Genomic DNA, 24,788 nt, shown 5'->3' with positions numbered 1-24,788 from the left:
CCCGGGGTGGGATCCTCGCCGTGTGACGGAACCGACGCACGACGAGGTCCACCCAGGCGCACTCGGCACCCGGCTGAACTGGCTGCGGGCCGCCGTCCTCGGCGCCAACGACGGCATCGTCTCCACCGCGGGCCTCGTCGTCGGCGTGGCGGGCGCCACCGACGACCGCGCCGCGCTGCTCACGGCGGGGCTCGCGGGCCTGCTGGCCGGGTCGATGTCGATGGCGGCGGGCGAGTACGTGTCCGTCTCCACCCAACGGGACTCGGAGCTGGCCGCCCTGGCGACGGAGAAGCGCGAGCTGAAGGAGCGGCCGGAGGCCGAGCTGGCGGAGCTGACCGGACTGCTGGAGGAGCGCGGTCTGTCCCGGGCGGTGGCCCGCGAGGCGGCGCAGCAGCTCACCGAGCGGGACGCGCTCAGGGCCCACGCGCGCGTGGAGCTCGGCATCGACCCCGACGCGCTCACCAATCCGTGGCATGCGGCCTGGGCCAGTTTCCTGGCGTTCACCGTGGGGGCGCTGCTTCCGCTGCTGGCGATCGTGCTGCCGCCCGCGCAGTGGCGGCTCGGGGTCACGGTCCTGTCGGTGCTCGCGGCGCTCGTCCTCACCGGGTGGAGCAGCGCCCGGCTGGGTGCGGCCGACGCGAGGCGAGCGGTGCTGCGCAACGCCGCCGGGGGCGCGCTGGCGATGGCGGTGACGTACGCGGCGGGAAGCCTGCTGGGTGCCGCGGGGGTGTGAACCCCGCCGGACACACCGGACTTGCCGGACACGGCCGCAGGGGGCGCGGGGCGCTGGGGAGCCCGTCGGCCGCGCGGCGCGACGGCCGGGGGAACCCCGCGGGGCGCCCGGCGCGGTGGCCGTAGGAACTCCGCGGGGCAACCGGCGCGGTGGGCGTGTGGAGCCCGCGGTGCCGCGTGGCGTGGTGGCGGGTGAGCCCCGCCGGGCAGCCGGCCGGCGAACCCGCTGGTGAGTGGCGTGCGGCCGGTGAGCACCGGGACTTTGGCGGAGATCGCCAACAAGCAAGCGCGTACCGGCGGTAATACTTGTCGGTAACCACCCCTAGCCGCAGCCGATCAGCGGCTCTACGGTGCACCCATGCCGAACCTCCCCGACGTCGTGGTCTGGTCGATCCCCGCCTTCGTGCTGCTCAGCGTCATCGAGATGATCAGCGTCCGCATCCACCCCGACGAGGACGCGGCAGGGTACGAGGCGAAGGACGCCGCGACCAGCGTCGGTATGGGCCTCGGCAGTCTCCTGTTCGACTTCTTCTGGAAGATCCCGATCGTCGCGATCTACTCGGCGGTCTACGAACTGACGCCGTTGCGGGTGCCCGTCCTGTGGTGGACGATCCTGCTGATGCTGCTCGCGCAGGACTTCTTCTACTACTGGCAGCACCGCGGCCATCACGTGATCCGCATCCTGTGGGCCTGCCACGTCGTCCACCACTCCAGCCGGAAGTTCAACCTCACCACCGCGCTGCGCCAGCCGTGGACGTCCTTGACGTCGTGGCCCTTCTACCTGCCGCTCGTGGCGCTCGGCGTGCATCCCGCCGCGCTCGCGTTCTGCTCGTCGGTGAATCTCGTCTACCAGTTCTGGATCCACACCGAGCGCATCGACAGGCTGCCCCGGCCCTTCGAGTTCGCCTTCAACACGCCCTCCCACCACCGCGTCCACCACGCCTCGCAGGGCGGGTACCTGGACCGCAACTTCGGGGGCATCCTCATCGTCTGGGACCGCCTCTTCCGGTCGTTCGTCGCCGAGACCGAGCGGCCCGTGTACGGACTCACCAAGAACATCTCCACGTACAACCCCCTGCGCGTGGCCACCCACGAGTACGTCGCCATCGCCAGGGACGTGAAGGCGGCGACGAGTTGGCGCGAGCGGGCCGGGCGGGTCCTGCGCGGGCCCGGCTGGCAGCCCGTGCCGGCGGCCGCCGGCACGCCCGTCGCGGAGCCGTCCGTCGCGGAGCCGTCCGTCACGGAGTCCGTCGCGTGAACCGGAGCCCCGCGCGCGTGCTGCTCGCCGCGTTCGCAGCGGCGACCGCCGTGGACCTCGTCTCCCTGGTCACCGGCTTCGACCCGGGGCACACGGTCGCCAAGCCCCTCCTGCTGCCGCTGCTCGCCGCCCACGTGGTCGTGCGCGGCGGCCCGCGCCTGCTCGTCGCGGCCCTGCTCTGCGGCTGGGGCGGCGACGTGCTGCTCCTGTCCGACGCGGACGCCGCGTTCCTCGCGGGCATGGCCTCCTTCGCCGCAGGCCACGTCTGCTACCTGGTCCTCTTCCGCAGGACCGCACCCGCACGGCCCGGCCTCCCGCTCGCCGGGGCGTACGCCCTCGCGCTGATCGCCCTCGTCGTCCTGCTGTGGCCCGATCTGCCCGCCGGCCTGCGCGTTCCGGTCGCCGGCTACAGCCTGCTGCTCACCGCGATGGCGTACAGTGCCACGCGGCTCGGACCGGTCGCGGGTCTCGGCGGTGCGCTCTTCATGGTCTCGGACACGCTCATCGCCACCGGCGTCGCCGACTGGCCGCAGCTTCCGGAACCAGCCTTCTGGATCATGCTCACGTACGCCGCCGCCCAGTTCCTGCTGGTCCGCGGCGTGCTGGGCACCCTCGGCGCGCGGCCCGCGCCCGCGGCGGCGTACGGTGAGATGCGCTCAACCACCCCCTGAGCGCATCCACCGACGCCCCGCACGAGAAGGACCCTCGCCATGCGCGCCACCACCATCCACGCCCCGTTCGACATGCGCGTGGAGGACGTTCCCGAGCCCGTGGTGCAGCTGCCCACCGACGCCGTCGTGCGCGTGCTGCGTTCCTGCATCTGCGGCAGCGACCTGTGGGCGTACCGCGGTGAGGCGGAGCGGCAGCCCGGCCAGCGCATCGGGCACGAGTTCCTCGGCATCGTCGAGGAGACCGGCTCCGAGGTCGGCACCGTCCGACGCGGCGACCTGGTCGTCGCGCCCTTCATGTGGTCCGACGGCGTGTGCGACTACTGCCGCGAGGGGCTCACCACCTCGTGCGAGCACGGCGGCTTCTGGGGCTCCGTCGGATACGACGGCGGCCAGGGCGAGGCCGTGCGCGTCCCGTTCGCCGACGGCACCCTCGTCCAGCTGCCCAAGGAGGCGGCCTCCGACGACCACCTGCTGGCGGCGCTGCTGACGCTCTCCGACGTCATGGGCACGGGCCACCACGCGGCCCTGGGCGCCGGTGTCCGGGCGGGCTCCACCGTCGCCGTCGTCGGCGACGGGGCCGTCGGGCTGTGCGCCGTGCTGGCCGCCAAGCGGCTCGGCGCCGAGCGGATCATCGCGCTCGGCCGCCACCAGGTGCGGACGGACATCGCCCGCCGCTTCGGCGCCACGGACGTCGTCGCCGAGCGCGGCGACGCGGCGGTCGAGGCCGTCCGTGAGCTGACCCGCGGGCAGGGCGCGCACTGCGTCGTCGAGGCGGTCGGCACCGAGCAGTCCATGCGGACGGCCGTGAACATCACCCGTGACGGCGGCGCGATCGGCTTCGTCGGAGTGCCGCACGGCAGCGGCACGGGCCTGGACCTGGGCGTCATGTTCGACCGCAACATCGCCCTGCGCGGCGGTGTGGCGCCGGTGCGCGCCTACATCCCGGAGCTGCTGCCCGACGTCCTCGACGGGACCATCGACCCGTCGCCCGTCTTCGACATGACCATCGGCCTCGAAGGCGTGCCGGAGGGCTACAAGGCCATGGACGAGCGCACGGCCCTCAAGGTCCTCGTCGCGAGCTGAACCACCGCTGGACCACCCGGACCGCACCGCGAGCCGGGACCGCACCCGGTCCGCATCGTGGCGCGCGGAGGCCGACCACCGTCGCCGTGGTCACCACCTGATGGGCAGCGGCAGCGCCGTCAGTACGCCCGAGACCGCGACGACCACGCCCAGCGCGACGACCTCCGCGCGCGCGGGGGAGCAGGCCCCCAGCGGGTCCGCCTCCCGGCGCAGCCGCAGACGGGCCCACAGGGCCAGGACGGCGACGACGGCGACGACGAGCCCCTTGGCGAGCAGGGTGCGCCCGTACGCCGTCGCCGTCAGCTGCTCCAGGACCGTGCCCGGCGGCATGCGGCGCAGCGCGCTCCACGTGCCCGTCGCGGTGAGCACCGCGAACAGGACGGCCGCCACGCGCGCGTAGAGGCCGAGGAGCGCGGCCCCGGCCTCCGCCGGGCGCCAGGTCCGCAGCAGTCGCAGGACGTGCAGCAGACCGCCCACCCACAGCGCCGCGCAGGTCACGTGAAGGAAGGTCAGGCCGGAGCCGATCAGCGGGTGGTGCTCCGCCGCGGGGTGGACGCGCAGCGCCTCCGCGACCGCCACCACGGCCGACGGCCATGCCCGGACGGCCGGCCGGCGCGAGCGGGCGCACAGCCAGGCGACCGCGAAGGCGTTGACCTCCAGGAGCGCCGACTTGCCGTCCCTGGTCCGGTACAGCCCTCCGACGTCCATGTCGGAGAGGTGGTGCGGCAGCAGATTGCCCGTGGCGACGACCGACGCCAGCCCCAGGGAGGCGACGAGCCCGGCGACGGCCGCGAGGGGGGCCCAGCTGCGTGGCGTGTCCGCCGGCGGGGCGCCCGGCACACGGCGGGCCAGCCGGGCCGCGAGGAGTTCGCCCACGGGCACGCACAGCGCGGCGAACAGCACCGTACGCAGCAGGGCTATGCCGCCGGCGCCGGGTGCCGCCGCCTCGCCCGTCCCCTGCAACGCGCCCCGTGGGCCCAGCAGAGGTATCAGGGCGGCCACGGCCACCAGGGCGAGCACGGCGACGGCCCGGCCGGCGGAGCCCGGCCGGGCCGGCCCGCCCGCGTCCGCCGACCGGGCCGTCGGTCTCGTCGACGTCACTTCACGATCCTCACCAGGCGCCGCTGATGCGGGCAAGCACGGAGGAACAACTGGTGCAGCACCATTCCGTCCACAGGTACGTTTCCGGTCGGCGGGACGCTCATGACCACCGGGCCGCGTCCGCACCCCAGATCCCCGGCGGCCGCGCCCAGTCGGCCGGTCCGCCGGCGAACGAGACGGGGGAGCGGGCGTACCTGAGACGTCCGAGCGGGCTGTCCGACACGGCGAGCCACGGATCGGGGGTGGCGTATCGGCCCGCGTCGTCGGCGGCCCCCGCGCTGTCCGTCCCGCCCGCGTCGTCGGCCTGCCCCGCACCGCCCGTCCCGCTCACGGCTACGGTCCTGGTCGCGGCCGTGTTCTCGCCCGCGGGCACGGTCCCGTTCCCGGGCACCGTCCCGTTCGTGCCCGCGCTCGCCCTCGCGCGCACGACCCCGCCCGTGGTGTCGTCCACGCCGTCCGTCCCGTCCAGCAGCCAGGCCGCCGTATGCGCCAGGGCGAGTCGCACGGACCGGCTGCCGCCGTCACCGGCCTGCTCCGTCAACGCCCGCAGCACTCCCGCGGCCAGCAGATATCCCGTCCCGTGGTCGAGCGCCTGCGCGGGCAGCGCGCCCGGCCGCTCCGGCGACCCCTCGACGGCGGCGATGCCCGTGGCGACCTGCACCAGACTGTCGAAACCCCGGCGCCCCGCCCACGGACTGCGGTCGCCCCAGGCCGACAGCTGCGCCACGACCAGTCCTGGCCTGCGCTCGGCCAGCGCCTCGGGCGAAAGACCGAACCGGTCCAGCGCGCCCGGGCGGTACCCGGTGACGACGACGTCCGCGGCGGCGAGCAGCTCCTCGAAGGCCCGCCGGTCGGTCGCGAGATCGAGGACGGCGGACCGCTTGCCGAAGCCCGTGTCGGCGTGCGCGTCGGCGAGTTCGGGCAGCCGCGGCGCGTCCACGCGCAGCACGTCGGCACCGAGCAGGGCGAGCGTCCGGGTGGCGACCGGGCCCGCGATCACCCGGGTGAGGTCGAGGACGCGCAGTCCCGCCGCGGGCAGCAGCGGATCACCTTGGAGCGCGGGGAGCGCGGGGAGCCGGCGTACCGGCGCGTCGTCCAGTCGTTCCCGGCTCAGCAGCGGTCCGTGCGCCACGGCGGCGCCCTGTTCGTGCGCCCTCCACTCCTTGGCCGTGCGCAGCGCGACGGCGAGGCCCCCGGCGGCGTACACCGTGTCCTCCACCGCCACGGCGGACCGCTCCGCGAGATGCGCGGCGACCGTGTCCACGGAGGCGTCCCCGGGCAGCCCCAGCGCGCCCAGCAGCCGTGTCCGGTGGTGCGGGTAGTTGGCGTGTGTGCGCACCCAGCCGTCGGCGGTGCGCCAGAACCGCGACACCGGCGCGAAGGTGACGGGCGCCCGCCCGTCGATCAGCAGATGCCGCTCGCTGACGAACGCGGTCGCGACGGCCCCGTCGTCGACCCGCACCTCCGGCACGTCCGAGCGCCCCGCCCGCAGCGCCCCGAGCTCGGCCGCGGCCAGCGCGCAGCCGCCCACGCAGGCCCGGGCCATGTCACGTACGGGGAGCCGCGACTCCAGGACGCCTTCACGCGGCACGGTCGACACCCGGGAGAGCAGCGCGGGATCGCCGCCCAGTCCCTCCCACACAGCAGCCATCGGCGAATGCTTCATACCAGGGACTATGCAGGGTGGACCGGATCAACATGAGAGGCGGCCGCCCTCCGGGCGGGCGCGGCTCTTCGCGCCCGTCCGAGGAGTTCCTGCCCCGTGGACGAACCGGGCCGGGCGGTCGCACCGCCCGGCCCGTTCGTCGTGGTCGTGCCGCCTTCACGGCGCGACCGGTCGTGCGGTGACGGCTACTTGACCGCTCGCAGCGCGTTGACGATGCCCCAGCCGTAGAAGCCGTTCACACGCTTGCCGCCCGAGCAGGTGGCGTCGACGACGCCGTCGCCGTTCCCGTCGTACGGGTCGGTCGGGCAACCCGGGTTGTCCGCCTGCGCCTTGAGCAGGGCCTGGAGCTGTGCCGGGCCGGCCCAGGGGTACTTGGACTTCAGCAGCGCGGCCACACCGGCGACGTGCGGCGTCGCCATCGAGGTGCCCTGGAGGTAGCCGTACTGGTTGTTGGGCATGGTGGACAGGATGCGGCCGTTCTTCGACGGCGTGTCCGGGATCTGGTACCGGTCGCCGCCGGGCGCGGACACGTCGATGACGCCGTCGCCGTAGCTGGAGAAGTACGACTTGGCGCCCTTCACACCGGTAGAGCTGACCGTGACGACACCCGGCAACTGGGTCGGCACGTCGAAGCACTTGTGCGGGTCGACGGTGCGGGTGACCGGTGTGGAGTCGTCGGGGCTGGACGCGTCGGTGAGGGCGTCGGAGTCGAGGTCGTCGTTGGAGTTGCCGGCCGCGGCGACGTTCAGCGTGCCCTTCTTCTGGGCGTACGTCTGGGCCCGGTTCACCGCGTCGACGATGGCCCGCTGGTCGGGGTCGTCGAGGCAGTTGTAGAGCCACGGGTCCACGTAGTAGCTGTTGTTGGTGATCTCGACACCGTGGTCGGCGGCGAACACGAAGGCGCAGACGACGCTTTCGGGGTAGAAGAGCTGCGTGGAGTCCGGCTGGGCCACCGTGATGCCCGAGACCTTCACGCCGGGCGCGACACCCGCGACACCGACGCCGTTGCGGGCCGCCGCGATCTCGCCCGCGACATGCGTGCCGTGGTAGTGGTCGGCGTCGACAGGACGCCAGGAACCGTACGTGGTGTCCGGCTTGCCGCCCACACAGTTCGCGGACTGCGACGGCGAGAAGTTCGGGGCGATGTCCGGGTGGGTGTCGTCGACGCCGACGTCGATCACGGCGACCGTCACCTTCTTGCTGCCGGGGTTGATCTTCGCCGCCTTGTCGGCGCCTATCGCCCGCAGATCCCACTGATCGGCCTCGAGGGGCTCCTCGTCCGCCGTGGCGGCGCGTGAGACCTTGGCGGCCTCGGCCGCCGACAGCACCTGCGCGGAACCCTCGTCCGTCGTCCCCGCGGGCGTCAGCGGCGAGGTGCGCGTCGCACCCGCGGACTGCACTCCGCGCACCTTCCGGATCTGCTTCCCGAAGTCCGGATCGGCGGAGTGGACGACGATCACACCGATCTGCTCGTACGCGATGACGACACTGCCACCGGCCGCCTTGATCGCCTTCGTCACCGACTCGATCGTGCGGTGGTCCGTCCGGGTGTTGACCACGTACGACAGGTTGGGTCCGTCCGCGGTGGTCGCGGCGGGAGCGCCGAGAGGGGCGGCGGAGGCGGCACCCGGCAGGAAGCCGAGCGAGGCGGTGAGCGACAGCACGACCGGTACGGCGAGGCCGAGGCGGCGTCTGGATCGCAGATGAGCCATGGGATCTCCACATCATCCGGAAAACGAAGCTGCCCGAACACAGGTGGTGCCCGGGCAGGTGCATGACGGAGTGGTGCAGGGCGAAAGCTATCCCCGGTCCGAGCTGGGCAGCAACGACTTCCGGCGATGACTTCCGAAAGAAGTCGGGGGAGTTGAACCGGTCCACGCGTGGCGCCGTGACCTTGAGCAGGGAGCCCGAGGACGATCGAGCCCCCTGAAGGATCACTTACGAGAGCCTTATGCTCACGCTCCGTCATGTGATCCATATCACTGTGAGGTCAGAACTGCATGTCCGCAAGCGAGCCGTCCCCGTCCGCGAGCCCCGGCTCGCCCCCGTCCACCGTCGCAACAGCACCCGCAACGCGAGGAGACAACGTGGCCACCGACGCACCGCCACCCTCGAAAGCCGGAACACCCCTCCCCTCCACCGAGGAGTTCGTCCAGGTGCAGGAGAGCGCCGAATTCGGTGAACTGCGCAGCTCCTACCGCTCCTTCGCCTTCCCGCTGACCGTCGGCTTCATCGTCTGGTACCTGCTGTACGTCCTGCTGTCGAACTACGCGGGCGACTTCATGGGCACCAAGCTGTTCGGCAACATCAACGTCGCCCTGGTGCTCGGCCTCGGTCAGTTCCTCACCACGTTCCTCATCGCCTGGTGGTACTCGCGGCACGCCGCCGCCAAGCTCGACCCCAAGGCCGAGGCGATCAAGTCCCGGATGGAGGGCGGCGCATGAGCCCCGCGATCACCCTGGCCGCAGGCGAGGCCAGCGAGCACCGGCCGCTGATCATCACCCTGTTCGCGGTGTTCGTCGCCGCGACCCTCGTCATCACCGTATGGGCCGGCCGCCAGACCAAGGACGCCTCCGACTTCTACGCGGGCGGCCGTCAGTTCACCGGCTTCCAGAACGGCCTCGCGGTCTCCGGCGACTACATGTCCGCCGCTTCCTTCCTCGGCATCGCGGGCGCGATCGCCCTCTTCGGCTACGACGGCTTCCTCTACTCCATCGGCTTCCTGGTCGCCTGGCTGGTGGCCCTGCTCCTGGTCGCCGAGCCGCTGCGCAACTCCGGCCGGTACACCATGGGCGACGTCCTCGCCTACCGCATGCGCCAGCGCCCGGTGCGCACCGCCGCGGGCACCTCCACGATCGTCGTCTCGATCTTCTACCTGCTGGCCCAGATGGCGGGCGCGGGCGTCCTCGTGTCCCTGCTCCTCGGCATCACCAGCGACGGCGGCAAGGTCGGCATCGTCGCCCTCGTCGGCGTCCTGATGATCGTGTACGTCACCATCGGCGGCATGAAGGGCACCACCTGGGTGCAGATGGTCAAGGCGGTGCTGCTCATCGTCGGCGCCCTCCTGCTCACCTTCCTGGTCCTGCTGAAGTTCGACTTCAACATCTCCGACCTGCTCGGCAAGGCCGCCGACAACAGCGGCAAGGGCGCGCCCTTCCTGGAGCCCGGGCTCAAGTACGGCGCGACCTCCACCACCAAGCTGGACTTCATCTCGCTGGGCATGGCGCTGGTCCTCGGCACCGCGGGCCTGCCGCACATCCTGATCCGCTTCTACACCGTGCCCACGGCCAAGACCGCGCGGAAGTCCGTGAACTGGGCGATCGGCCTCATCGGCGCCTTCTACCTGATGACCCTCGCCCTCGGCTTCGGCGCCGCCGCGCTGATCAAACCGGACGAGATCATCGCCTCCAACAAGGCGGGCAACACGGCGGCCCCGCTGCTCGCGCTGCATCTGGGAGGCGTCGACTCCAACTGGGGCGCGATCCTCCTCGCCTCCATCTCGGCCGTCGCCTTCGCCACGATCCTCGCCGTCGTCGCGGGACTGACGCTGGCCTCGTCCTCGTCGTTCGCGCACGACATCTACGCGAACGTCATCAAGAAGGGCCAGGCGTCGGAGAAGCAGGAGATGAAGGCCGCCCGGTACGCGACGGTCGGCATCGGCGCCGTGTCCATCCTGCTGGGTGCCCTCGCCCGCGACCTGAACGTCGCCGGCCTCGTCGCACTGGCCTTCGCCGTCGCCGCCTCGGCCAACCTGCCGACGATCCTCTACAGCCTGTTCTGGAAGAGGTTCACCACGCAGGGCGCCCTCTGGTCGATCTACGGCGGTCTGGTCACCGCGGTCGGCCTGGTGCTGTTCTCGCCGGTCGTGTCGGGCAAGCCCACCTCGATGTTCCCGGACGTCGACTTCCACTGGTTCGCGCTGGAGAACCCGGGGCTCATCTCGATCCCGGTCGGCTTCCTGCTGGGCTGGCTCGGCACGATCCTGTCGAAGGAGGAGCCGGACGCCGGGAAGTACGCGGAGTTGGAGGTCCGCTCGCTCACCGGAACCGGGGCGCACTGAGCACGTGCCGCCCCGGCCACCGGCACCGCACCGGGCCCCGGCCCGGACCGTACCGGGTCACCATCCGGACCGCACCGGGTCACCATCCGGACCGCACCGGGTCCCCATCCGGACCGCACCGCTCGCGACCGCGTCGTAGATCCCTACGACGCGGTCGCGTCGCACCTCGTGGGATCGGGCCGCTGTCGATGTCGGTCCCGTCACGTAGGCTCGCAGTGTCAGGCAAAGTGATCCGCATAGCGGGAGGGGGCCCACGTGCTCATCGACACCTACGGCCGGGTGGCCACCGACCTGCGGGTCTCGCTGACGGACCGCTGCAACCTGCGCTGTACGTACTGCATGCCCGAGGAGGGCCTGCAGTGGCTGTCCAAGCCGGACCTGCTCACGGACGACGAGATCGTCCGGCTGATACGCATCGCGGTCACCGACCTCGGCATCACCGAGGTCCGCTTCACCGGCGGTGAGCCCCTGCTGCGCCCCGGTCTGGTGGGAATCGTGGAGCAGGTCGCCGCGCTCGACGCCCGCCCCCAGATGTCCCTGACGACCAACGGCATCGGTCTGAAGCGCACCGCGACGGCCCTCGAGGCGGCGGGCCTGGACCGGGTGAACGTCTCGCTGGACACCCTGCGCCCCGACGTTTTCAAGACCCTCACACGCCGTGACCGCCACAAGGACGTCCTGGAAGGCCTCGAAGCCGCCCGGGACGCCGGGCTGACCCCGGTCAAGGTGAATTCGGTCCTCATGCCCGGACTGAACGACGACGAGGCACCCGACCTGCTCGCCTGGGCGGTGGAGCACGACTACGAACTCCGCTTCATCGAGCAGATGCCCCTCGACGCCCAGCACGGCTGGAAGCGCGAGGGCATGGTCACCGCCGGTGACATCCTCGCCTCGCTGCGCACCCGGTTCGAGCTCACCCCGGAAGGTTCCGGCGAGCGGGGCTCCGCCCCCGCCGAGCGCTGGCTCGTCGACGGCGGACCGCACCGCGTCGGTGTGATCGCCTCGGTCACCCGCCCGTTCTGCGCGGCCTGCGACCGCACCCGGCTCACGGCCGACGGCCAGATCCGCACCTGCCTGTTCGCCACCGAGGAGACCGACCTGAGGGCCGCGTTGCGCTCGGACGCCCCCGACGAGGAGATCGCCCGCATCTGGCGGCTCGCGATGTGGGGCAAGAAGGCGGGCTCGGGCCTGGACGACCCGTCGTTCCTCCAGCCCGACCGACCGATGTCCGCGATCGGCGGCTAGGCCCCTTCGGGCGCTTCCCAGTCCGCCAGTTTCACGACGTCCTTGAGGAACCCGCGCACACCGAGGAACTGCGACAGGTGCTCGCGATGCTCCTCGCACGCGAGCCAGGTCTTGCGCCGCTCCGGCGTGTGCAGCTTCGGATTGTTCCAGGCGAGCACCCACACGGCGTCGGCACGACAGCCCTTGGCGGAGCACTGCGCGGTGGCGGGAGCGGATGACGGATCGGGCAGCGGGAGGTTCACGCCTCAACCCTAGACGGCCCCCAAAAGGCGACGCCGAGCAGCCACGGGGGGAGCTGCCCGGCGTCGGTCCGTCGCTCCGACGGGGGATGCGGAGCGCGTACGAAGTATGTCACGGGTAACCCGTCGCCCGGCACCGGAACAACATGATTGATCTGAGCTTTTCTTGAGCTTGATGCGCGACGGCGTTCCGTTTCGGAACGAGTCCCGGTGGCCGGGCCGGGGTCAGTTCATGTCCTGTCGCTCGGTCCGCGAACCGGTGCCGGGATCGGCCGTGACGTCCTCCGGAACGCCTTCCGAAGGGTCGTCCTCACGCGGCGGCGCGATCATCGGACGGGTGGGGGCGGCGACGAATGTCGAGGGGAGCGACGGCGCGTTCTCGCGCCCCGCGTTGGCGATGACCACCGCGATGTAGGGGAGCACCAAACCGAGCACCAGCGCGACGATCGCGACGTGCCGCTCCACGTTCCACAGGGTGGCCGCAAGGATCACGGAGACCGTGCGCACGGACATCGAGATGACGTAGCGGCGCTGCCGTCCGCGTACGTCCTCGTCCAGTCCCTGCCTGGCTCCGGTGATCCGGAAGACCTGGCCATTGCTCTGCTTCCGCATCACGTTCCACCACCCGCCTGTGTCGGACGCTCCCCGGTCCGTACCCGTCCCGGACCCCGTCGAGGAAGCAGGTCCGAACAGCTCCACGTTACGCCGCGGCTGCGCCGCCTTCGAGACCGGGGCGGAGACCCGACGGGGTGGGCCGGATGCGCCGTAGCGCGTACGGCGCCGCCCGACATGCGCCGTATGGCGGACAGGCCGAGACTGGGCGTACTGCTCATATGGAGCCGCACTAGGAGGCAGGCATGGGCTGGTTGTGGGCCATCATCGTCGGGTTCGTGCTGGGTCTGCTGGCCAAGGCGGTCCTCCCGGGCAAGCAGCACAGCCCTCTCTGGCTGACCACCATCTTCGGCATGCTCGGCGCCATCGCGGGCAACGCGATCGCCCAGGGGCTGGGCGTCGCCGAGACCCGCGGCATCGACTGGAGCCGGCACGCCTTCCAGCTCGTGGCGGCGATCATCATCGTCTTCCTCGGCGACATGGCCTACATGGCGGTGTGGGGCAACAAGAGGAAGCAGCGCGCCTGAGGCGGCGTGTACGCACGGCGAAGGGGGCGGCCCCGACGGGACCGCCCCCTTCGTGCGTGTTGCGGCTCAGCCGCCCGTGACCTCGACGGCCGCCAGGTTCTTCTTGCCGCGGCGCAGCACGAGCCAGCGCCCGTGCAGCAGGTCCTCCTTGGCGGGGACCGCGTCCTCGCCGACGACCTTCACGTTGTTCACGTACGCGCCGCCCTCCTTGACCGTGCGGCGCGCGGCCGACTTGCTGGCCACCAGGCCGACCTCCGCGAAGAGGTCCACGACGGGACCGAGCTCGGCGACCTGGACGAGCGGCAGCTCGGAGAGGGACGCGGCCAGCGTCTTCTCGTCGAGCTCCGCCAGCTCGCCCTGGCCGAAGAGGGCCTTCGACGCGGCGATCACCGCGGCCGTCTGGTCGGCGCCGTGCACCAGCGTCGTCAGCTCCTCGGCCAGCGCACGCTGCGCGGCGCGGGCCTGCGGACGCTCCTCGGTCTGCTTCTCCAGTTCCTCGATCTCCTCACGGGACCGGAAGCTGAAGATGCGCAGGAACTTGGAGACGTCCCGGTCGTCCGCGTTCAGCCAGAACTGGTAGAACGCGTACGGCGTGGTCATCTCGGGGTCGAGCCAGACCGTGCCCGACTCCGTCTTGCCGAACTTGGTGCCGTCCGCCTTGGTGATCAGCGGAGTGCCCAGCGCGTGCACCACGGCGTCCGGCTCGACCCGGTGGATCAGGTCGGTGCCCGACGTGAGGTTGCCCCACTGGTCGCTGCCGCCGGTCTGCAGCGTGCAGCCGTACCTGCGGTACAGCTCCAGGAAGTCCATGCCCTGCAGGATCTGGTAGCTGAACTCGGTGTAGCTGATGCCTTCCTGGGACTCCAGGCGCCGGGCGACGGCCTCCTTGGTGATCATCTTGTTGACGCGGAAGTGCTTGCCCACGTCACGCAGGAACTCGATGGCCGACAGGCCCTGGGTCCAGTCCAGGTTGTTGACCATGACCGCCGCGTTCGGCCCCTCGAAGTCCAGCAGCGGCTGGATCTGGGCGCGCAGCCGCTCCACCCACTGGGCGACGACCTCGGGCGCGTTCAGCGTGCGCTCGGAGTTCGGCTTCGGGTCACCGATCAGACCGGTGGCACCACCGACCAGGCCCAGCGGACGGTTGCCCGCCTGCTGGATGCGGCGCATCGTCAGGATCTGCACGAGGTTGCCGAGGTGCAGGCTGGGCGCGGTCGGGTCGAAGCCGCAATAGAACGTGACGGGACCGTCCGCGAACGCCTTGCGCAATGCGTCCTCGTCCGTGGAGAGGGCGATCAGCCCGCGCCACTTCAGTTCGTCGACGATGTCCGTCACGGTCTTGTGTCTCCTTGAAAGCGAAGGTTGGGCACCGGCCAGTCTAGGCGGGTCACACGCCCTGGCTGACCGAGCTCATGTTGAAGTCCGGCACCCGCAGCGCCGGCATCGCAGCACGAGTGAACCAATCGCTCCATTCACGCGGCAATGTCTTTTCCGTGCGGCCCGCCTCCGTGGCCCGCCCCAGCAGGTCCACCGGCGACTCGTTGAACCGGAAATTGTTCACCTCGCCGACGACCTGGCCCTTCTCCACGAGGTAGACGCCGTCCCGGGTCAGCCCGGTCAGCAGCAGCGTCGCCGGGTCGACCTCGCGGATGTACCACAGGCAGGTCAGCAGCAGACCACGCTCGGTGGCGGCGACCATCTCCTCCAGCGAGCGGTCCTCGCCCCCGTCCAGGACGAGGTTGCCGATCGACGGCGCCACCGGGAGCCCGGTCAGGTCCGCGCTGTGCCGGGTGGTGGACAGACGGTGCAGGGTGCCCTCGCGCACCCAGTCCGTCGCGGCCAGCGGCAGCCCGTTGTCGAACACGGAGGCGTCGTCCCCCGAGGAGTGCGCGAGGACGAACGGGGCGGACTCCAGGCCCGGCTCGTTCGGGTCGCTGCGCAGCGTCAGCGGCAGGTCGGTGAGCTTCTCGCCGACGCGGGTGCCGCCCCCGGGCTTGCTGAACACGGTGCGGCCCTCGGCCGCGTCCCGGGCCGCGGCCGACCACATCTGGTAGATCAGCAGGTCGGCGACGGCGGTCGGCGGCAGCAGCGTCTCGTAGCGTCCCGCGGGCAGCTCTACGCGCCGCTCCGCCCAGCCGAGCCGCACCGCCAGCTCCGCGTCCAGCGCCGCCGGGTCCACGTCCTTGAAGTCCCGGGTCGAGCGCCCCGCCCACGCGGACCGCGTACGGTCCGGCGACTTGGCGTTGAGCTCCAGCGTGCCGTTCGGCTGGTCGTGCCGCAGTCGCAGCCCGGCCGACGTGCCCAGGTAGCTGGAGACCAGCTCGTGGTTGGCGAAGCCGTACAGCTCGCGGCCGCCGTGCCGGGCGCGGGCGAAGGACTCGCCGAGCGCCGGCGCGAAATCGGCGAAGACGGCGGACGACGTCTCGGCGGGCGCGTCCGTGAAGTCCGGGGACTCCGGCACCCCCGTCACGAGCGGCTGTGCGTCCTCGGCGGGACCGGCACCGCGCGCGGCGGCCTCGGCGGCCCGCACCAGCGGCTCCAGCTCGTCGGCGGTCACGGCCGAGCGCGAGACGACCCCGGACGCGGTGCCCTCACGGCCGTCGACGGTCGCGATGACAGTCAGCGTGCGCCCGCGGGTGACGCCGTTCGTGGTGAGCGCGTTGCCCGCCCAGCGCAGGTTCGCCGTGGACTGCTCGTCGGCGATCACCACGCAGCCGTCGGCGCGGGACAGTTCGAGGGCGCGCTCGACGACCTCGTGCGGCTTGTTCGTACGAGCGGTCATCGACCGGCCTCCTGCGTGGTGTTGAGGATGTTCACGCCCTTGAAGAGGGCCGCCGGGCAGCCGTGCGAGACCGCGGCGACCTGGCCCGGCTGGGCCTTGCCACAGTTGAAGGCACCGCCCAGGACGTACGTCTGCGGGCCGCCCACCGCGGCCATCGAACCCCAGAAGTCCGTGGTCGTGGCCTGGTACGCGACATCCCGCAGCTGACCGGTGAGCCGGCCGTTCTCGATCTTGAAGAAGCGCTGGCCGGTGAACTGGAAGTTGTAGCGCTGCATGTCGATCGACCAGGACCGGTCGCCGACCACGTAGATGCCGCGGTCCACGCTGCCGATCAGGTCCTCGGTGGACATCCCGGCCGGGTCCGGCCGGAGTGACACGTTGGCCATGCGCTGCACGGGCACGTGCCCGGGGGAGTCGGCGTACGCGCAGCCGTTGGACCGCTCGAAGCCGGTCAGCCGCGCGATGCGCCGGTCCAGCTGGTAGCCGACGAGCGTGCCGTCCTTGACCAGGTCCCAGGACTGCCCCGCGACACCCTCGTCGTCGTACCCGACGGTCGCGAGTCCGTGCTCGGCGGTGCGGTCGCCGGTGACGTTCATCAGCTCGGAGCCGTACCGCAGCTTGCCCAACTGGTCGAAGGTGGCGAAGGAGGTGCCGGCGTACGCCGCCTCGTAGCCCAGCGCGCGGTCCAGCTCGGTGGCGTGCCCGATGGACTCGTGGATCGTCAGCCACAGGTTGGACGGGTCGACCACGAGGTCGTACACGCCGGCGTCGACGCTCGGCGCCCGCATCTTCTCCGCGAGCAGCTCCGGGATCTGCGCGAGCTCCGACTCCCAGTCCCAGCCGGTGCCCGTCAGGTACTCCCAGCCGCGCCCGACCGGCGGCGCGAGGGTGCGCATCGAGTCGAACTCGCCGCTGGACTCGTCGACGGCGACGGCCGTGAGCTGCGGGTGCAGCCGGACCCGCTGCTGGGTGGTCACGGTCCCGGCGGTGTCGGCGTAGAACTTGTTCTCGTGCACGGTCAGCAACGAGGCGTCGACGTGGTTGACGCCGTCGGCCGCCAGCAGCCGCGCGCTCCAGTCCGTGAGCAGCCCGGCCTTCTCCTCGTCGGGCACGGAGAAGGGATCGATGTCGTACGAGGAGACCCACGTCTTCTCGGCGTGCACGGGCTCGTCCGCCAGCTCCACGACCTCCTCGGACCCGGCGGCCTTGATGACCTGGGCGGACAGCTTCGCCATCGCCACGGCCTGCGAGGCGACCTTCGCGGCGGCGTCCATCGTCAGGTCCACACCTGACGCGAAGCCCCAGGTCCCGCCGTGCACCACCCGCACCGCGTACCCGAGGTCCGTGGTGTCCGACGACCCGGCGGGCTTGGCGTCCCGCAGCCGCCAGGACGCGCTGCGCACCCGCTCGAAGCGGAAGTCCGCGTGCTCGGCGCCCAGGGCCCGCGCCCGCGCGAGCGCGGCGTCGGCCAGGGCGCGCAGCGGTAGCGCCGTGAAGGCTTCGTCGATGGAATGAGGCACCGAGGTCTCCCTGCTGTCGTGGCCTGTCGGATCCGATCATGTCGCGCGGGCGGGCCCGGCGGCCATGCCTTTCCTCCAGCAGGCGCAGGTTTCGCGCCGGTACGTCCGGCGGGCCGCGGGATTCGGCGGGGCCGGCCGGGTCCCGGCCCCGCCGAGCAGGGATTTCTGTAGGGACCCGACAGCGACTCCCCGGCGCCACTGTCGGTGCCCGATTCTCCGAGCGGCCTGCCGGACCGATAGGTTTCCGAGGAAGGCGCCTGTCTTGCAGGGGTTCAGTCCGCTATCGAAAGGGTGATCCGTTGAGCCGCTCGGTTCTCGTCACCGGAGGAAACCGGGGCATCGGCCTCGCCATCGCCCGCGCGTTCGCCGACGCCGGCGACAAGGTCGCGATCACATACCGTTCCGGTGAGCCGCCGTCCGGCTTCCTGGCCGTCAAGTGCGACATCACCGACACCGAGCAGGTGGAGCAGGCCTACAAGGAGATCGAGGCCGAGCACGGCCCGGTCGAGGTCCTCGTCGCCAACGCCGGCGTCACCAAGGACCAGCTCCTGATGCGCATGTCCGAGGAGGACTTCACCTCGGTCATCGACACGAACCTCACCGGCGCCTTCCGCGTCGTCAAGCGCGCCAACCGCGGCATGCTGCGCGCCAAGAAGGGCCGCGTCGTCCTGATCTCGTCGGTCGTCGGACTGCTCGGTTCGGCGGGGCAGGCCAACTACGCCGCCTCCAAGGCCGCCCTGGTCGGCTTCGCGCGTTCCCTCGCCCGGGAGCTCGGCTCGCGCAACATCACCTTCAACGTCGTCGCGCCCGGTTTCGTCGACACCGACATGACCCAGGCGCTCACCGACGACCAGCGCGCGGGCATCGTGTCGCAGGTGCCGCTGGGCCGCTACGCGCAGCCCGAGGAGATCGCCGCGACGGTGCGGTTCCTCGCCTCGGACGACGCCTCGTACATCACTGGAGCCGTCATCCCCGTTGACGGCGGACTGGGAATGGGTCACTGATCACCATGAGCGGAATTCTCGAGGGCAAGCGCGTCCTGATCACCGGTGTGCTGATGGAGTCCTCCATCGCCTTCCACACCGCCAAGCTGGCCCAGGAGCAGGGTGCCGAGATCATCCTGACCGCGTTCCCGCGGCCCACGCTGACCGAGCGCATCGCCAAGAAGCTCCCCAAGCCCACCAAGGTCATCGAGCTCGACGTCACCAACGAGGAGCACCTCGCCCGCCTCGCCGACGTCGTCGGTGAGGAGCTCGGCGGCCTGGACGGTGTCGTTCACTCCATCGGCTTCGCCCCGCAGGACGCACTCGGCGGCAACTTCCTGAACACGCCGTTCGAGTCGGTCGCCACGGCCATGCACGTCTCGGCGTTCTCCCTGAAGTCGCTGACCATGGCCTGCCTGCCGCTGATGCAGAACGGCGGATCTGTCGTCGGCCTCACCTTCGACGCCCAGTACGCGTGGCCGCAGTACGACTGGATGGGCCCGGCCAAGGCCGCCCTGGAGGCCACCAACCGCTACCTCGCCCGGGACCTGGGCAAGCAGAACGTGCGCTCCAACCTCATCTCGGCGGGCCCGATCGGCTCCATGGCCGCCAAGTCCATCCCGGGCTTCAGCGAGCTCGCCGCCGTCTGGGACACCCGCGCGCCCCTGGAGTGGGACCTCAAGGACCCGGAGCCGGCCGGCCGCGGTGTCGTCGCCCTGCTGAGCGACTGGTTCCCGAAGACCACGGGCGAGATCATCCACGTCGACGGCGGTCTGCACGCGATCGGCGCCTGACACCTCGCGACGCGTCGCCCCGGGACGCCGCCGAAGCCTCCCGGCACGCCCCCGCGGACGCCCGTACCCGACGCCCCGTTCCCCGCAGCCGCGGGGGGCGGGGCGTCCCCCGTTCGGCCCAACAGACCGGGCGCCCGGGGTGGCCCGGCACGCACGATTGGAGTAGCACCGCCCCGCAGCCGTACGGCCGAGGAGGTCCCCTTGTGCGCCTGTCCCGCCGCTTTGCCCCGGTGTTCGCAGCTGTCGCTCTCGTGATGGCCGTGCCGTACGACGCGATACCCCACGCGCGCGTGGGACACGACGACGCCCAGAACCTCTCGACCGACGACGGCCGACCCGCCGATCCCGAACCGTTCGGCGCCGAGTGCCGCACCACCATCGACGGCTCGCACGCCGTCGCGTACTGCCACAACCCCTATGTGGACACCGACCGCGTCCGTCTGCACGTCGAGTGCGACCGCTGGTGGGACATCGACACCGACAGCGCCCCGGCCGACGCCGGTGCCGCGGCCACGGTGAAGCTCACCGGCCGGTGCTGGAAGGAGATCCGCTCCGTCTGGGTCAGTCACCAGAAGCAGCCGAGCTGAACCTCCCGGGACGGCACAGGAACGGATAGCCCGCGGCCTCCGTGGCCGCCGCCTCCGCGTCGCCCGTGCGGATCGCGTCGACGAGCCGCGTGTGGTCCATGTACGTCTCCGGCGTCAGCTCCTCGCCGACGTCCTCGCGCAGCCAGTCCCGGAGCACCTCGCCCAGGTCCGCGTACATCGCCCTCATGACGTCGTTGTGGGACGCGGCCACCACCGCCAGGTGGAAGGTCGCGTCCGCCGTCACGAACGCCTCCGTGTCGCCCGACTCCCACGCCTCCTCGCGGCGCAGGAGCAGGGTGTCCAGCTGCTTGAGATCGCGCTCGGTGCGCCGCTCGGCCGCCAGCTTCGCCGCGCTCGACTCCAGCGTGGAGCGCAGTTCGGCGATGTGTCGCGGGTCCGCGTCCGCGAAGCGGCGGTGCATCACTCCGGCCAGTTCGCTGGTCGCCACGACATAGGTGCCCGAGCCCTGACGGATGTCGAGCAGGCCGTTGTGGGCGAGGGCGCGCACGGCTTCGCGGACGGTGTTGCGGGCGACGCCCAGCTGCTCGACGAGCTCCGGCTCGGTGGGGATGCGTGAGCCGACCGGCCACTCGCCCGAGGTGATCTGCGTCCGCAGCTCGGCGATGACCTGCTCGGACAGGGCCGAACGGCGTGGGTGGCTCAGCGGCATGTCGGTCCTTCGTACGGGCCCGGTGAGGTCGGTCGCGCGGGGCCGGAGATCTCGGAGATTAACGCAGGCGGATTGGACAGCCAATCATCCCATGATTCTATGATGGGCGACATGGCAAGCGAGGAGACCCGGACGATGACGTCCACACCGATACGCAGCTCCGCAGGGAGCACGGAACCCCGATCGCCCGCCACGCGCGCGTGGACGACGCGACTCGTGGTCGTCGGCATCGTCCTCACCGCGCTCAACCTGCGTCCGGCGATCACCAGCCTCGGCGCCCTCCTCGAAGAGGTGCGCGACGGCCTCGGTATGAGCGGCAGCCTCGCCGGGCTGCTCACCTCCGTACCGCCGCTCTGCTTCGCGGTCTTCGGTGTCATGGCGCCGCGACTGGCCCGCCGCTTCGGGCCGGGCGCGGTCGTCTGCGCGGGCATGGCCGCCATCGCGGCGGGACTGGCCGTCCGCCCCTACGCCGGGAACACGGCCGGCTTCCTGGCCGCCAGCGCGCTCGCGCTCATGGGCATCGCCGTCAGCAACGTCCTGATGCCGGTCATCGTCAAGCGCTGGTTCCCGGACCGGGTCGGCTCCATGACCGGCCTGTACTCGATGGCCCTGGCGCTCGGCACCTCGGCCGCCGCGGCGGTCACGGTCCCCATGACCGATGTCCTGGGCGGCAGTTGGCAGTCCGGGCTGGCGGTCTGGGCGGGGCTCGCCGCGGCGGCCGTGCTGCCGTGGCTCCCGCTCGTGCGCGCACGGGACGCGGAAGCCGGTGCCGGTCCCGTCCGGCGCACCGGTTCCGGGGACGGTGCCGCGGGCGCGCGGTCGGACTCCGGGTCCGCCGCGGCGGCGGGCTCCGAGCCGGACGGGCTGCGCATCACCCGCAGCCGTACGGCCTGGGCGCTCGCCGTCTTCTTCGGGCTCCAGGCCACCGCCGCCTACATCACGATGGGCTGGATGGCGCAGATCTTCCGTGACGCGGGCGTCTCGGCCGGCACTGCCGGACTGCTCCTCGCCGTCACGATGGTCATGGGCGTTCCGCTGGCCTTCGTCATTCCGCGCCTCGCCACGCGCCTGCCCCACCAGGGGCCGATCGTGCTCGCCCTCGGCGTCTGCGGGCTCGCCGGGTACGCCGGGCTCTACTTCGCGCCGGCGGGCGGCGCCTGGGCCTGGGCGCTGCTCCTCGGCGTCTCCAACTGCGCCTTCCCCCTCGCGCTCACCATGGTCGGCATGCGGGCCAGGACCGGGGCGGGCGTCGCCAAGCTGTCGGCCTTCGCCCAGAGCACCGGTTACCTGCTCTCCATCCCGGGCCCGCTGCTCGTGGGAGTGCTCTACCAGCACAGCGGCGGCTGGGGCCTGCCGCTCGCCCTCATGGCCGCGCTGATGGTCCCGCAGATGGCGGTGGGCGTCCTGGCCGGCCGCGACCGCACGGTGGAGGACGAGGCGGCGGCGCGAGGCGCACAGGGCTGAGACCGCGGCCCCCGGACGGGCCATGGCCCGCGGGGGAGGCCGTGGCCCGCCGGGGCAGGCGGCCCGCGGCAGGCGGCCCGGGGCAGGAGGCCACGACTCCGGGCGGGACGGCGGGGCCCGCGCGGTGGCACTGGGGGCCGGCGTCCGGACCCCACCCGCCGAGGCCCGGACGAAGGGTGCGAGACTGGCCGTATGCCTGCGCTCGACCCGAACCCCCAGAACGGCCAGAAGAAGCTCCTGCTCGTGTTCGGAGCGATGCTGGCCATCACCGTGATCATCGGCATCATCGCGTCGATCGCCTCGCCGTGACCCGAGGCCCCCTCGGCCACCCGGGTCACGCGTCCCACCGCGATGGTGGGGCTAACCCCCCTGTCCCCTAGGGGGTGAGTGTCAGGGTCAAGTGGGTGGATCACCGGATGGGTTGAGCGCCCCCGAGTCCGTAGTTTCGAGATGTGGCCGCGAGGACGCCGGTCACGGACCACTCGAAGACCACGGAGGCGGCATGTCGGCCCGAACGCACACCCGGCCCCACCCGGCGACCCCGGGCCGCGTCGACATCCGTCTGCCCTGGTGGGCCCTGGCCCTGCCCACGCTCGCCTTCGTCACCCTGCTGCTCCTGATCCTCAATCCCGCCGACGCGCACGCCGCGGGCGGCGACCCGGCGATCACCCACGTCTTCGAGCAGGTGCAGCAGACAGTGCTGCACCGGGCGCCCTGAGTCACCGCAGGTCCGGCCCGGCCCGCGCCGTCCGGGGGACCTCGTCACCCCTGGCGGGTGAGCACGTCAACTCCCAGCGCCCCGTGGCGTGTTTCATGCGAAGCTGGAACGCATGAGCGTCGCAGAACCTCGCAGGATCATCCTCTTCCGGCATGCGAAAGCCGACTGGCCGCAGGTGTCCGACCACGAGCGGCCGCTCGCCGACCGGGGCCGTATGGACGCGGCCGTCGCCGGACGCAAGCTGGCCGACACCGGCATCACCTTCGACCTGGCCCTCTGCTCCACCGCGATCCGGACCCGCGACACCTGGAAACTCGCGGTCCACGAACTCGCGCACCGGCCGAAAACAGTCTACGAGGAGCGGCTCTACGAAGCCTCGCCCGGCGAGCTGATCGCCGTGCTCAACGAAACCCCCGACGACGCGCGCCAGGTGGTCCTCATCGGCCACAACCCCGGGGTGCACGGCCTCGCCGAGATCCTGGCCGGCCAGGCAGAGGGCGACGCCCGCACCCGGATGAACAGCAGAGGGTTCCCCGCCGCCGCCTTCGCGGTGCTCACCTTCGACGGCTCCTGGAAGACCCTGGAGCCCGGCGCGGCCACGCTCGTCGACTACTGGGCGCCGACGGAGTGACCCACCCCTCCTCGTGACGAAGGGGGTCCGGCACAGGATGCCGGACCCCCTTCGTCATATCACCGGACGGGTCAGTGGTCGTCCGTGTGCATGTCCGCCGCCTCGACCTCTTCGCGGGTGACGCCCAGCAGATAGAGGACCGTGTCGAGGAACGGGAAGTTCACCGCCGTGTGCGCGGCCTCGCGCACCACCGGCTTGGCGTTGAACGCGACGCCGAGCCCGGCCGCGTTGAGCATGTCCAGGTCGTTGGCGCCGTCACCGATCGCCACGGTCTGCGCGAGCGGGACGCCCGCCTCGGCGGCGAACCGGCGCAGCAGCCGTGCCTTGCCCGCCCGGTCCACGATCTCGCCGGTGACCTTGCCGGTCAGCTTCCCGTCGACGATCTCCAGCGTGTTGGCCTGCGCGAAGTCGAGCCCGAGCCGCTCCTTCAGGTCGTCCGTGACCTGGGTGAACCCGCCCGACACGACGCCGACTTGGAAACCGAGCCGCTTCAGCGTACGGATGAGGGTGCGCGCGCCCGGCGTCAGCCGCACCTCCTCGCGCACCTTGTCCACCACGGAGGCGTCGAGCCCCTTGAGCAGGGCCACGCGCGCGTGCAGCGACTGCTCGAAGTCCAGCTCCCCGCGCATCGCCGCCGCCGTCACCTCGGCGACCTCGGCCTCGCAGCCCGCGTGCGCCGCGAAGAGCTCGATCACCTCGTCCTGGATGAGCGTCGAGTCCACGTCCATGACGACCAGACGCTGGGCCCTGCGGTGCAGTCCGGCCGCGACGACCGCGATGTCGACACCGAGCGCCGCCGCCTCCGTCACCAGCGCGGTGCGCAGCGCCTCGGTCTCCGTGCCGGACACGGCGAATTCGACGGCCGTCACCGGGTACTTGGCGAGCCGGAAGATACGGTCGATGTTGCCGCCGCTCTTCGTGATCCGCGCGGCGATCGCGGCGGTCGACTCCGCGGTCAGCGGATGCCCGAGCACCGTGACGAGCGAACGTCCGAGCCCACGGGGCCGGTTGTCGCCGTGACCGGAGATGATCTCCGCCTGCATCTTCATCGACTCCGCCCAGCTGTGGACGGTGGCCCGCAGATCACCCTCGAGCCCGACGTGCGGCTCGGTCACGAGCGCGCACAGCACGATCCGGCCACGGGTGACGACCTGCTCGATGTCGACCACGTCGACGGAGTAGGCGGCGAGGGTGTCGAAGAGTCCGGCGGTGATGCCCGGCCGGTCCTTGCCGAAGATCTTGACGAGGAGAGTGGGGACGTCGGAGGTCTGCGAAGCGCTCATGGTGCTTCCACCGTATCCGGCACCGAGTGCCTTCCGCCTTCCTGGTCCGCCTGGCGGACGGGGAACACTGGATGTCACCTGAGTGGCGCGCTCATGACCGCCCGCCGACGCCGTGCTCCCCTCTCGTGCGCAAGGCCCCCGCACCCAGCGGGAACGGGGTCG

At 71.7% G+C, this 24,788-nt stretch carries 25 protein-coding genes; 15 read left to right on the top strand and 10 right to left on the bottom strand.

Translation table 11 applies throughout. The features are described from left to right. The first annotated feature begins 22 nt into the window (after positions 1–22). The 4 genes from ABEB03_RS45060 (at position 23) to ABEB03_RS45045 (ending at position 3,744) form a co-directional block, all read left to right on the top strand. The gene (locus ABEB03_RS45060) at positions 23–733 is read left to right on the top strand and encodes a VIT1/CCC1 transporter family protein (protein WP_345658963.1); all 711 of its coding nucleotides are present in this window, start codon (positions 23–25) and stop codon (positions 731–733) included. A 357-nt stretch (positions 734–1,090) separates the two neighbouring features. After that, a complete protein-coding gene (locus ABEB03_RS45055; RefSeq protein ID WP_345658962.1) occupies positions 1,091–1,990 on the top strand; it encodes a sterol desaturase family protein in 900 nt (299 codons plus the stop codon). Then, positions 1,987–2,661, top strand: a complete 675-nt coding sequence (locus ABEB03_RS45050) for a lysoplasmalogenase (RefSeq protein ID WP_345658961.1) — start codon at positions 1,987–1,989, stop codon at positions 2,659–2,661. The genes ABEB03_RS45055 and ABEB03_RS45050 overlap by 4 nt, the downstream gene beginning before the upstream one ends. A gap of 39 nt (positions 2,662–2,700) precedes the next feature. Continuing rightward, positions 2,701–3,744 (top strand): zinc-dependent alcohol dehydrogenase family protein, encoded by a 1,044-nt coding sequence (locus ABEB03_RS45045; RefSeq protein ID WP_345658960.1) that lies wholly within the window; start codon positions 2,701–2,703, stop codon positions 3,742–3,744. Positions 3,745–3,834: 90 nt separating this feature from the next. Here ABEB03_RS45045 and ABEB03_RS45040 read toward each other — a convergent pair whose 3' ends face one another. From ABEB03_RS45040 to ABEB03_RS45030, 3 genes are all read right to left on the bottom strand, one after another. Further along, entirely contained in the window at positions 3,835–4,845 is a 1,011-nt protein-coding gene (locus ABEB03_RS45040) for a CopD family protein (protein ID WP_345658959.1), read from the bottom strand. Between the two features lie 100 nt (positions 4,846–4,945). Continuing rightward, a complete protein-coding gene (locus ABEB03_RS45035) occupies positions 4,946–6,496 on the bottom strand; it encodes a CoA transferase (protein WP_345658958.1) in 1,551 nt (516 codons plus the stop codon). Between the two features lie 200 nt (positions 6,497–6,696). Further along, positions 6,697–8,223 (bottom strand): S8 family serine peptidase, encoded by a 1,527-nt coding sequence (locus ABEB03_RS45030; protein WP_345658957.1) that lies wholly within the window; start codon positions 8,221–8,223, stop codon positions 6,697–6,699. 375 nt (positions 8,224–8,598) lie between these two features. Between ABEB03_RS45030 and ABEB03_RS45025 the strand changes: the two genes are divergently transcribed. The 3 genes from ABEB03_RS45025 (at position 8,599) to moaA (ending at position 11,816) form a co-directional block, all read left to right on the top strand. After that, on the top strand, positions 8,599–8,955 hold the full coding sequence (locus ABEB03_RS45025; protein ID WP_028803298.1) for a DUF485 domain-containing protein: 357 nt from the start codon (positions 8,599–8,601) through the stop codon (positions 8,953–8,955). After that, positions 8,952–10,571, top strand: coding sequence for a solute symporter family protein (locus ABEB03_RS45020; protein ID WP_345658955.1), 1,620 nt, complete (start codon positions 8,952–8,954; stop codon positions 10,569–10,571). The genes ABEB03_RS45025 and ABEB03_RS45020 overlap by 4 nt, the downstream gene beginning before the upstream one ends. 255 nt (positions 10,572–10,826) lie before the next feature. Next, on the top strand, positions 10,827–11,816 hold the full coding sequence (gene moaA, locus ABEB03_RS45015) for a GTP 3',8-cyclase MoaA (protein ID WP_345658954.1): 990 nt from the start codon (positions 10,827–10,829) through the stop codon (positions 11,814–11,816). Here moaA and ABEB03_RS45010 read toward each other — a convergent pair. Together ABEB03_RS45010 and ABEB03_RS45005 are read right to left on the bottom strand one after the other, a co-directional pair. Continuing rightward, positions 11,813–12,058, bottom strand: coding sequence for a hypothetical protein (locus ABEB03_RS45010; RefSeq protein ID WP_028803295.1), 246 nt, complete (start codon positions 12,056–12,058; stop codon positions 11,813–11,815). The genes moaA and ABEB03_RS45010 overlap by 4 nt on opposite strands. A gap of 222 nt (positions 12,059–12,280) precedes the next feature. Next, positions 12,281–12,667: a DUF3099 domain-containing protein gene (locus ABEB03_RS45005; RefSeq protein ID WP_345658953.1), complete on the bottom strand. Its 387-nt coding sequence runs from the start codon at positions 12,665–12,667 to the stop codon at positions 12,281–12,283. A gap of 245 nt (positions 12,668–12,912) precedes the next feature. Here ABEB03_RS45005 and ABEB03_RS45000 point away from each other — a divergent pair, with 245 nt between their 5' ends. After that, positions 12,913–13,194 carry a GlsB/YeaQ/YmgE family stress response membrane protein gene (locus ABEB03_RS45000; RefSeq protein ID WP_095933381.1) on the top strand — a complete coding sequence of 94 codons (282 nt, stop codon included), beginning with the start codon at positions 12,913–12,915 and terminating at the stop codon, positions 13,192–13,194. 66 nt (positions 13,195–13,260) lie between these two features. Here ABEB03_RS45000 and tyrS read toward each other — a convergent pair whose 3' ends face one another. From tyrS to ABEB03_RS44985, 3 genes are read right to left on the bottom strand one after another with little or no spacing between them, the layout of a single operon-like run. After that, entirely contained in the window at positions 13,261–14,529 is a 1,269-nt protein-coding gene (tyrS, locus tag ABEB03_RS44995; protein WP_345658952.1) for a tyrosine--tRNA ligase, read from the bottom strand. A 52-nt stretch (positions 14,530–14,581) separates the two neighbouring features. Next, positions 14,582–15,976, bottom strand: coding sequence for a metallopeptidase TldD-related protein (locus ABEB03_RS44990; RefSeq protein ID WP_345658951.1), 1,395 nt, complete (start codon positions 15,974–15,976; stop codon positions 14,582–14,584). Beyond that, positions 15,973–17,496, bottom strand: a complete 1,524-nt coding sequence (locus ABEB03_RS44985) for a TldD/PmbA family protein (RefSeq protein WP_345658949.1) — start codon at positions 17,494–17,496, stop codon at positions 15,973–15,975. The genes ABEB03_RS44990 and ABEB03_RS44985 overlap by 4 nt, the downstream gene beginning before the upstream one ends. A gap of 299 nt (positions 17,497–17,795) precedes the next feature. Here ABEB03_RS44985 and fabG point away from each other — a divergent pair, with 299 nt between their 5' ends. The 3 genes from fabG (at position 17,796) to ABEB03_RS44970 (ending at position 19,860) form a co-directional block, all read left to right on the top strand. After that, a complete protein-coding gene (gene fabG, locus ABEB03_RS44980; RefSeq protein ID WP_095933377.1) occupies positions 17,796–18,500 on the top strand; it encodes a 3-oxoacyl-[acyl-carrier-protein] reductase in 705 nt (234 codons plus the stop codon). 5 nt (positions 18,501–18,505) lie between these two features. Further along, complete coding sequence (fabI, locus tag ABEB03_RS44975; RefSeq protein ID WP_095933376.1) at positions 18,506–19,273, top strand: enoyl-ACP reductase FabI; 768 nt, start codon at positions 18,506–18,508, stop codon at positions 19,271–19,273. 203 nt (positions 19,274–19,476) lie between these two features. Next, positions 19,477–19,860, top strand: coding sequence for a hypothetical protein (locus tag ABEB03_RS44970; protein ID WP_345658948.1), 384 nt, complete (start codon positions 19,477–19,479; stop codon positions 19,858–19,860). Here ABEB03_RS44970 and ABEB03_RS44965 read toward each other — a convergent pair. Continuing rightward, entirely contained in the window at positions 19,835–20,530 is a 696-nt protein-coding gene (locus ABEB03_RS44965; RefSeq protein ID WP_095933374.1) for a FadR/GntR family transcriptional regulator, read from the bottom strand. The genes ABEB03_RS44970 and ABEB03_RS44965 overlap by 26 nt on opposite strands. A gap of 111 nt (positions 20,531–20,641) precedes the next feature. On the opposite strand from ABEB03_RS44965, the gene ABEB03_RS44960 reads away from it, so the two are divergent. From ABEB03_RS44960 to ABEB03_RS44945, 4 genes are all read left to right on the top strand, one after another. Beyond that, the gene (locus tag ABEB03_RS44960; protein WP_425589393.1) at positions 20,642–21,994 is read left to right on the top strand and encodes a CynX/NimT family MFS transporter; all 1,353 of its coding nucleotides are present in this window, start codon (positions 20,642–20,644) and stop codon (positions 21,992–21,994) included. Positions 21,995–22,186: 192 nt separating this feature from the next. Then, complete coding sequence (locus tag ABEB03_RS44955; protein ID WP_095933372.1) at positions 22,187–22,303, top strand: SGM_5486 family transporter-associated protein; 117 nt, start codon at positions 22,187–22,189, stop codon at positions 22,301–22,303. Between the two features lie 193 nt (positions 22,304–22,496). Beyond that, positions 22,497–22,712: a hypothetical protein gene (locus ABEB03_RS44950; protein WP_095933371.1), complete on the top strand. Its 216-nt coding sequence runs from the start codon at positions 22,497–22,499 to the stop codon at positions 22,710–22,712. Between the two features lie 112 nt (positions 22,713–22,824). Continuing rightward, complete coding sequence (locus ABEB03_RS44945) at positions 22,825–23,343, top strand: SixA phosphatase family protein (RefSeq protein ID WP_345658946.1); 519 nt, start codon at positions 22,825–22,827, stop codon at positions 23,341–23,343. 71 nt (positions 23,344–23,414) lie between these two features. Here the strand turns inward: ABEB03_RS44945 and serB are convergent, their stop codons facing one another. After that, on the bottom strand, positions 23,415–24,626 hold the full coding sequence (gene serB / locus ABEB03_RS44940; RefSeq protein ID WP_345658945.1) for a phosphoserine phosphatase SerB: 1,212 nt from the start codon (positions 24,624–24,626) through the stop codon (positions 23,415–23,417). Positions 24,627–24,788 lie beyond the last annotated feature (162 nt).

The organism is Streptomyces siamensis (genome assembly GCF_039543605.1).
GTDB lineage: Bacteria > Actinomycetota > Actinomycetes > Streptomycetales > Streptomycetaceae > Streptomyces > Streptomyces siamensis.
Note: the sequence above shows the minus strand (reverse complement) of the source record. Positions and strands in the feature narration are given on the sequence as shown.

Excerpts from the sequence above, each read along its gene's own strand:
- ABEB03_RS45030 (WP_345658957.1), bottom strand. The coding sequence starts at position 8,223 with ATGGCTCATCTGCGATCCAGACGCCGCCTCGGCCTCGCCGTACCGGTC.
- ABEB03_RS44955 (WP_095933372.1), top strand. The coding sequence starts at position 22,187 with ATGCCTGCGCTCGACCCGAACCCCCAGAACGGCCAGAAGAAGCTCCTG.
- fabI (WP_095933376.1), top strand. The coding sequence starts at position 18,506 with ATGAGCGGAATTCTCGAGGGCAAGCGCGTCCTGATCACCGGTGTGCTG.
- ABEB03_RS45045 (WP_345658960.1), top strand. The coding sequence starts at position 2,701 with ATGCGCGCCACCACCATCCACGCCCCGTTCGACATGCGCGTGGAGGAC.
- ABEB03_RS44965 (WP_095933374.1), bottom strand. The coding sequence starts at position 20,530 with ATGCCGCTGAGCCACCCACGCCGTTCGGCCCTGTCCGAGCAGGTCATC.
- ABEB03_RS44960 (WP_425589393.1), top strand. The coding sequence starts at position 20,642 with ATGGCAAGCGAGGAGACCCGGACGATGACGTCCACACCGATACGCAGC.
- ABEB03_RS45035 (WP_345658958.1), bottom strand. The coding sequence starts at position 6,496 with ATGGCTGCTGTGTGGGAGGGACTGGGCGGCGATCCCGCGCTGCTCTCC.
- ABEB03_RS45000 (WP_095933381.1), top strand. The coding sequence starts at position 12,913 with ATGGGCTGGTTGTGGGCCATCATCGTCGGGTTCGTGCTGGGTCTGCTG.
- ABEB03_RS44990 (WP_345658951.1), bottom strand. The coding sequence starts at position 15,976 with ATGACCGCTCGTACGAACAAGCCGCACGAGGTCGTCGAGCGCGCCCTC.
- ABEB03_RS45005 (WP_345658953.1), bottom strand. The coding sequence starts at position 12,667 with ATGCGGAAGCAGAGCAATGGCCAGGTCTTCCGGATCACCGGAGCCAGG.
- ABEB03_RS45020 (WP_345658955.1), top strand. The coding sequence starts at position 8,952 with ATGAGCCCCGCGATCACCCTGGCCGCAGGCGAGGCCAGCGAGCACCGG.
- ABEB03_RS45055 (WP_345658962.1), top strand. The coding sequence starts at position 1,091 with ATGCCGAACCTCCCCGACGTCGTGGTCTGGTCGATCCCCGCCTTCGTG.
- serB (WP_345658945.1), bottom strand. The coding sequence starts at position 24,626 with ATGAGCGCTTCGCAGACCTCCGACGTCCCCACTCTCCTCGTCAAGATC.
- ABEB03_RS44945 (WP_345658946.1), top strand. The coding sequence starts at position 22,825 with ATGAGCGTCGCAGAACCTCGCAGGATCATCCTCTTCCGGCATGCGAAA.
- ABEB03_RS44950 (WP_095933371.1), top strand. The coding sequence starts at position 22,497 with ATGTCGGCCCGAACGCACACCCGGCCCCACCCGGCGACCCCGGGCCGC.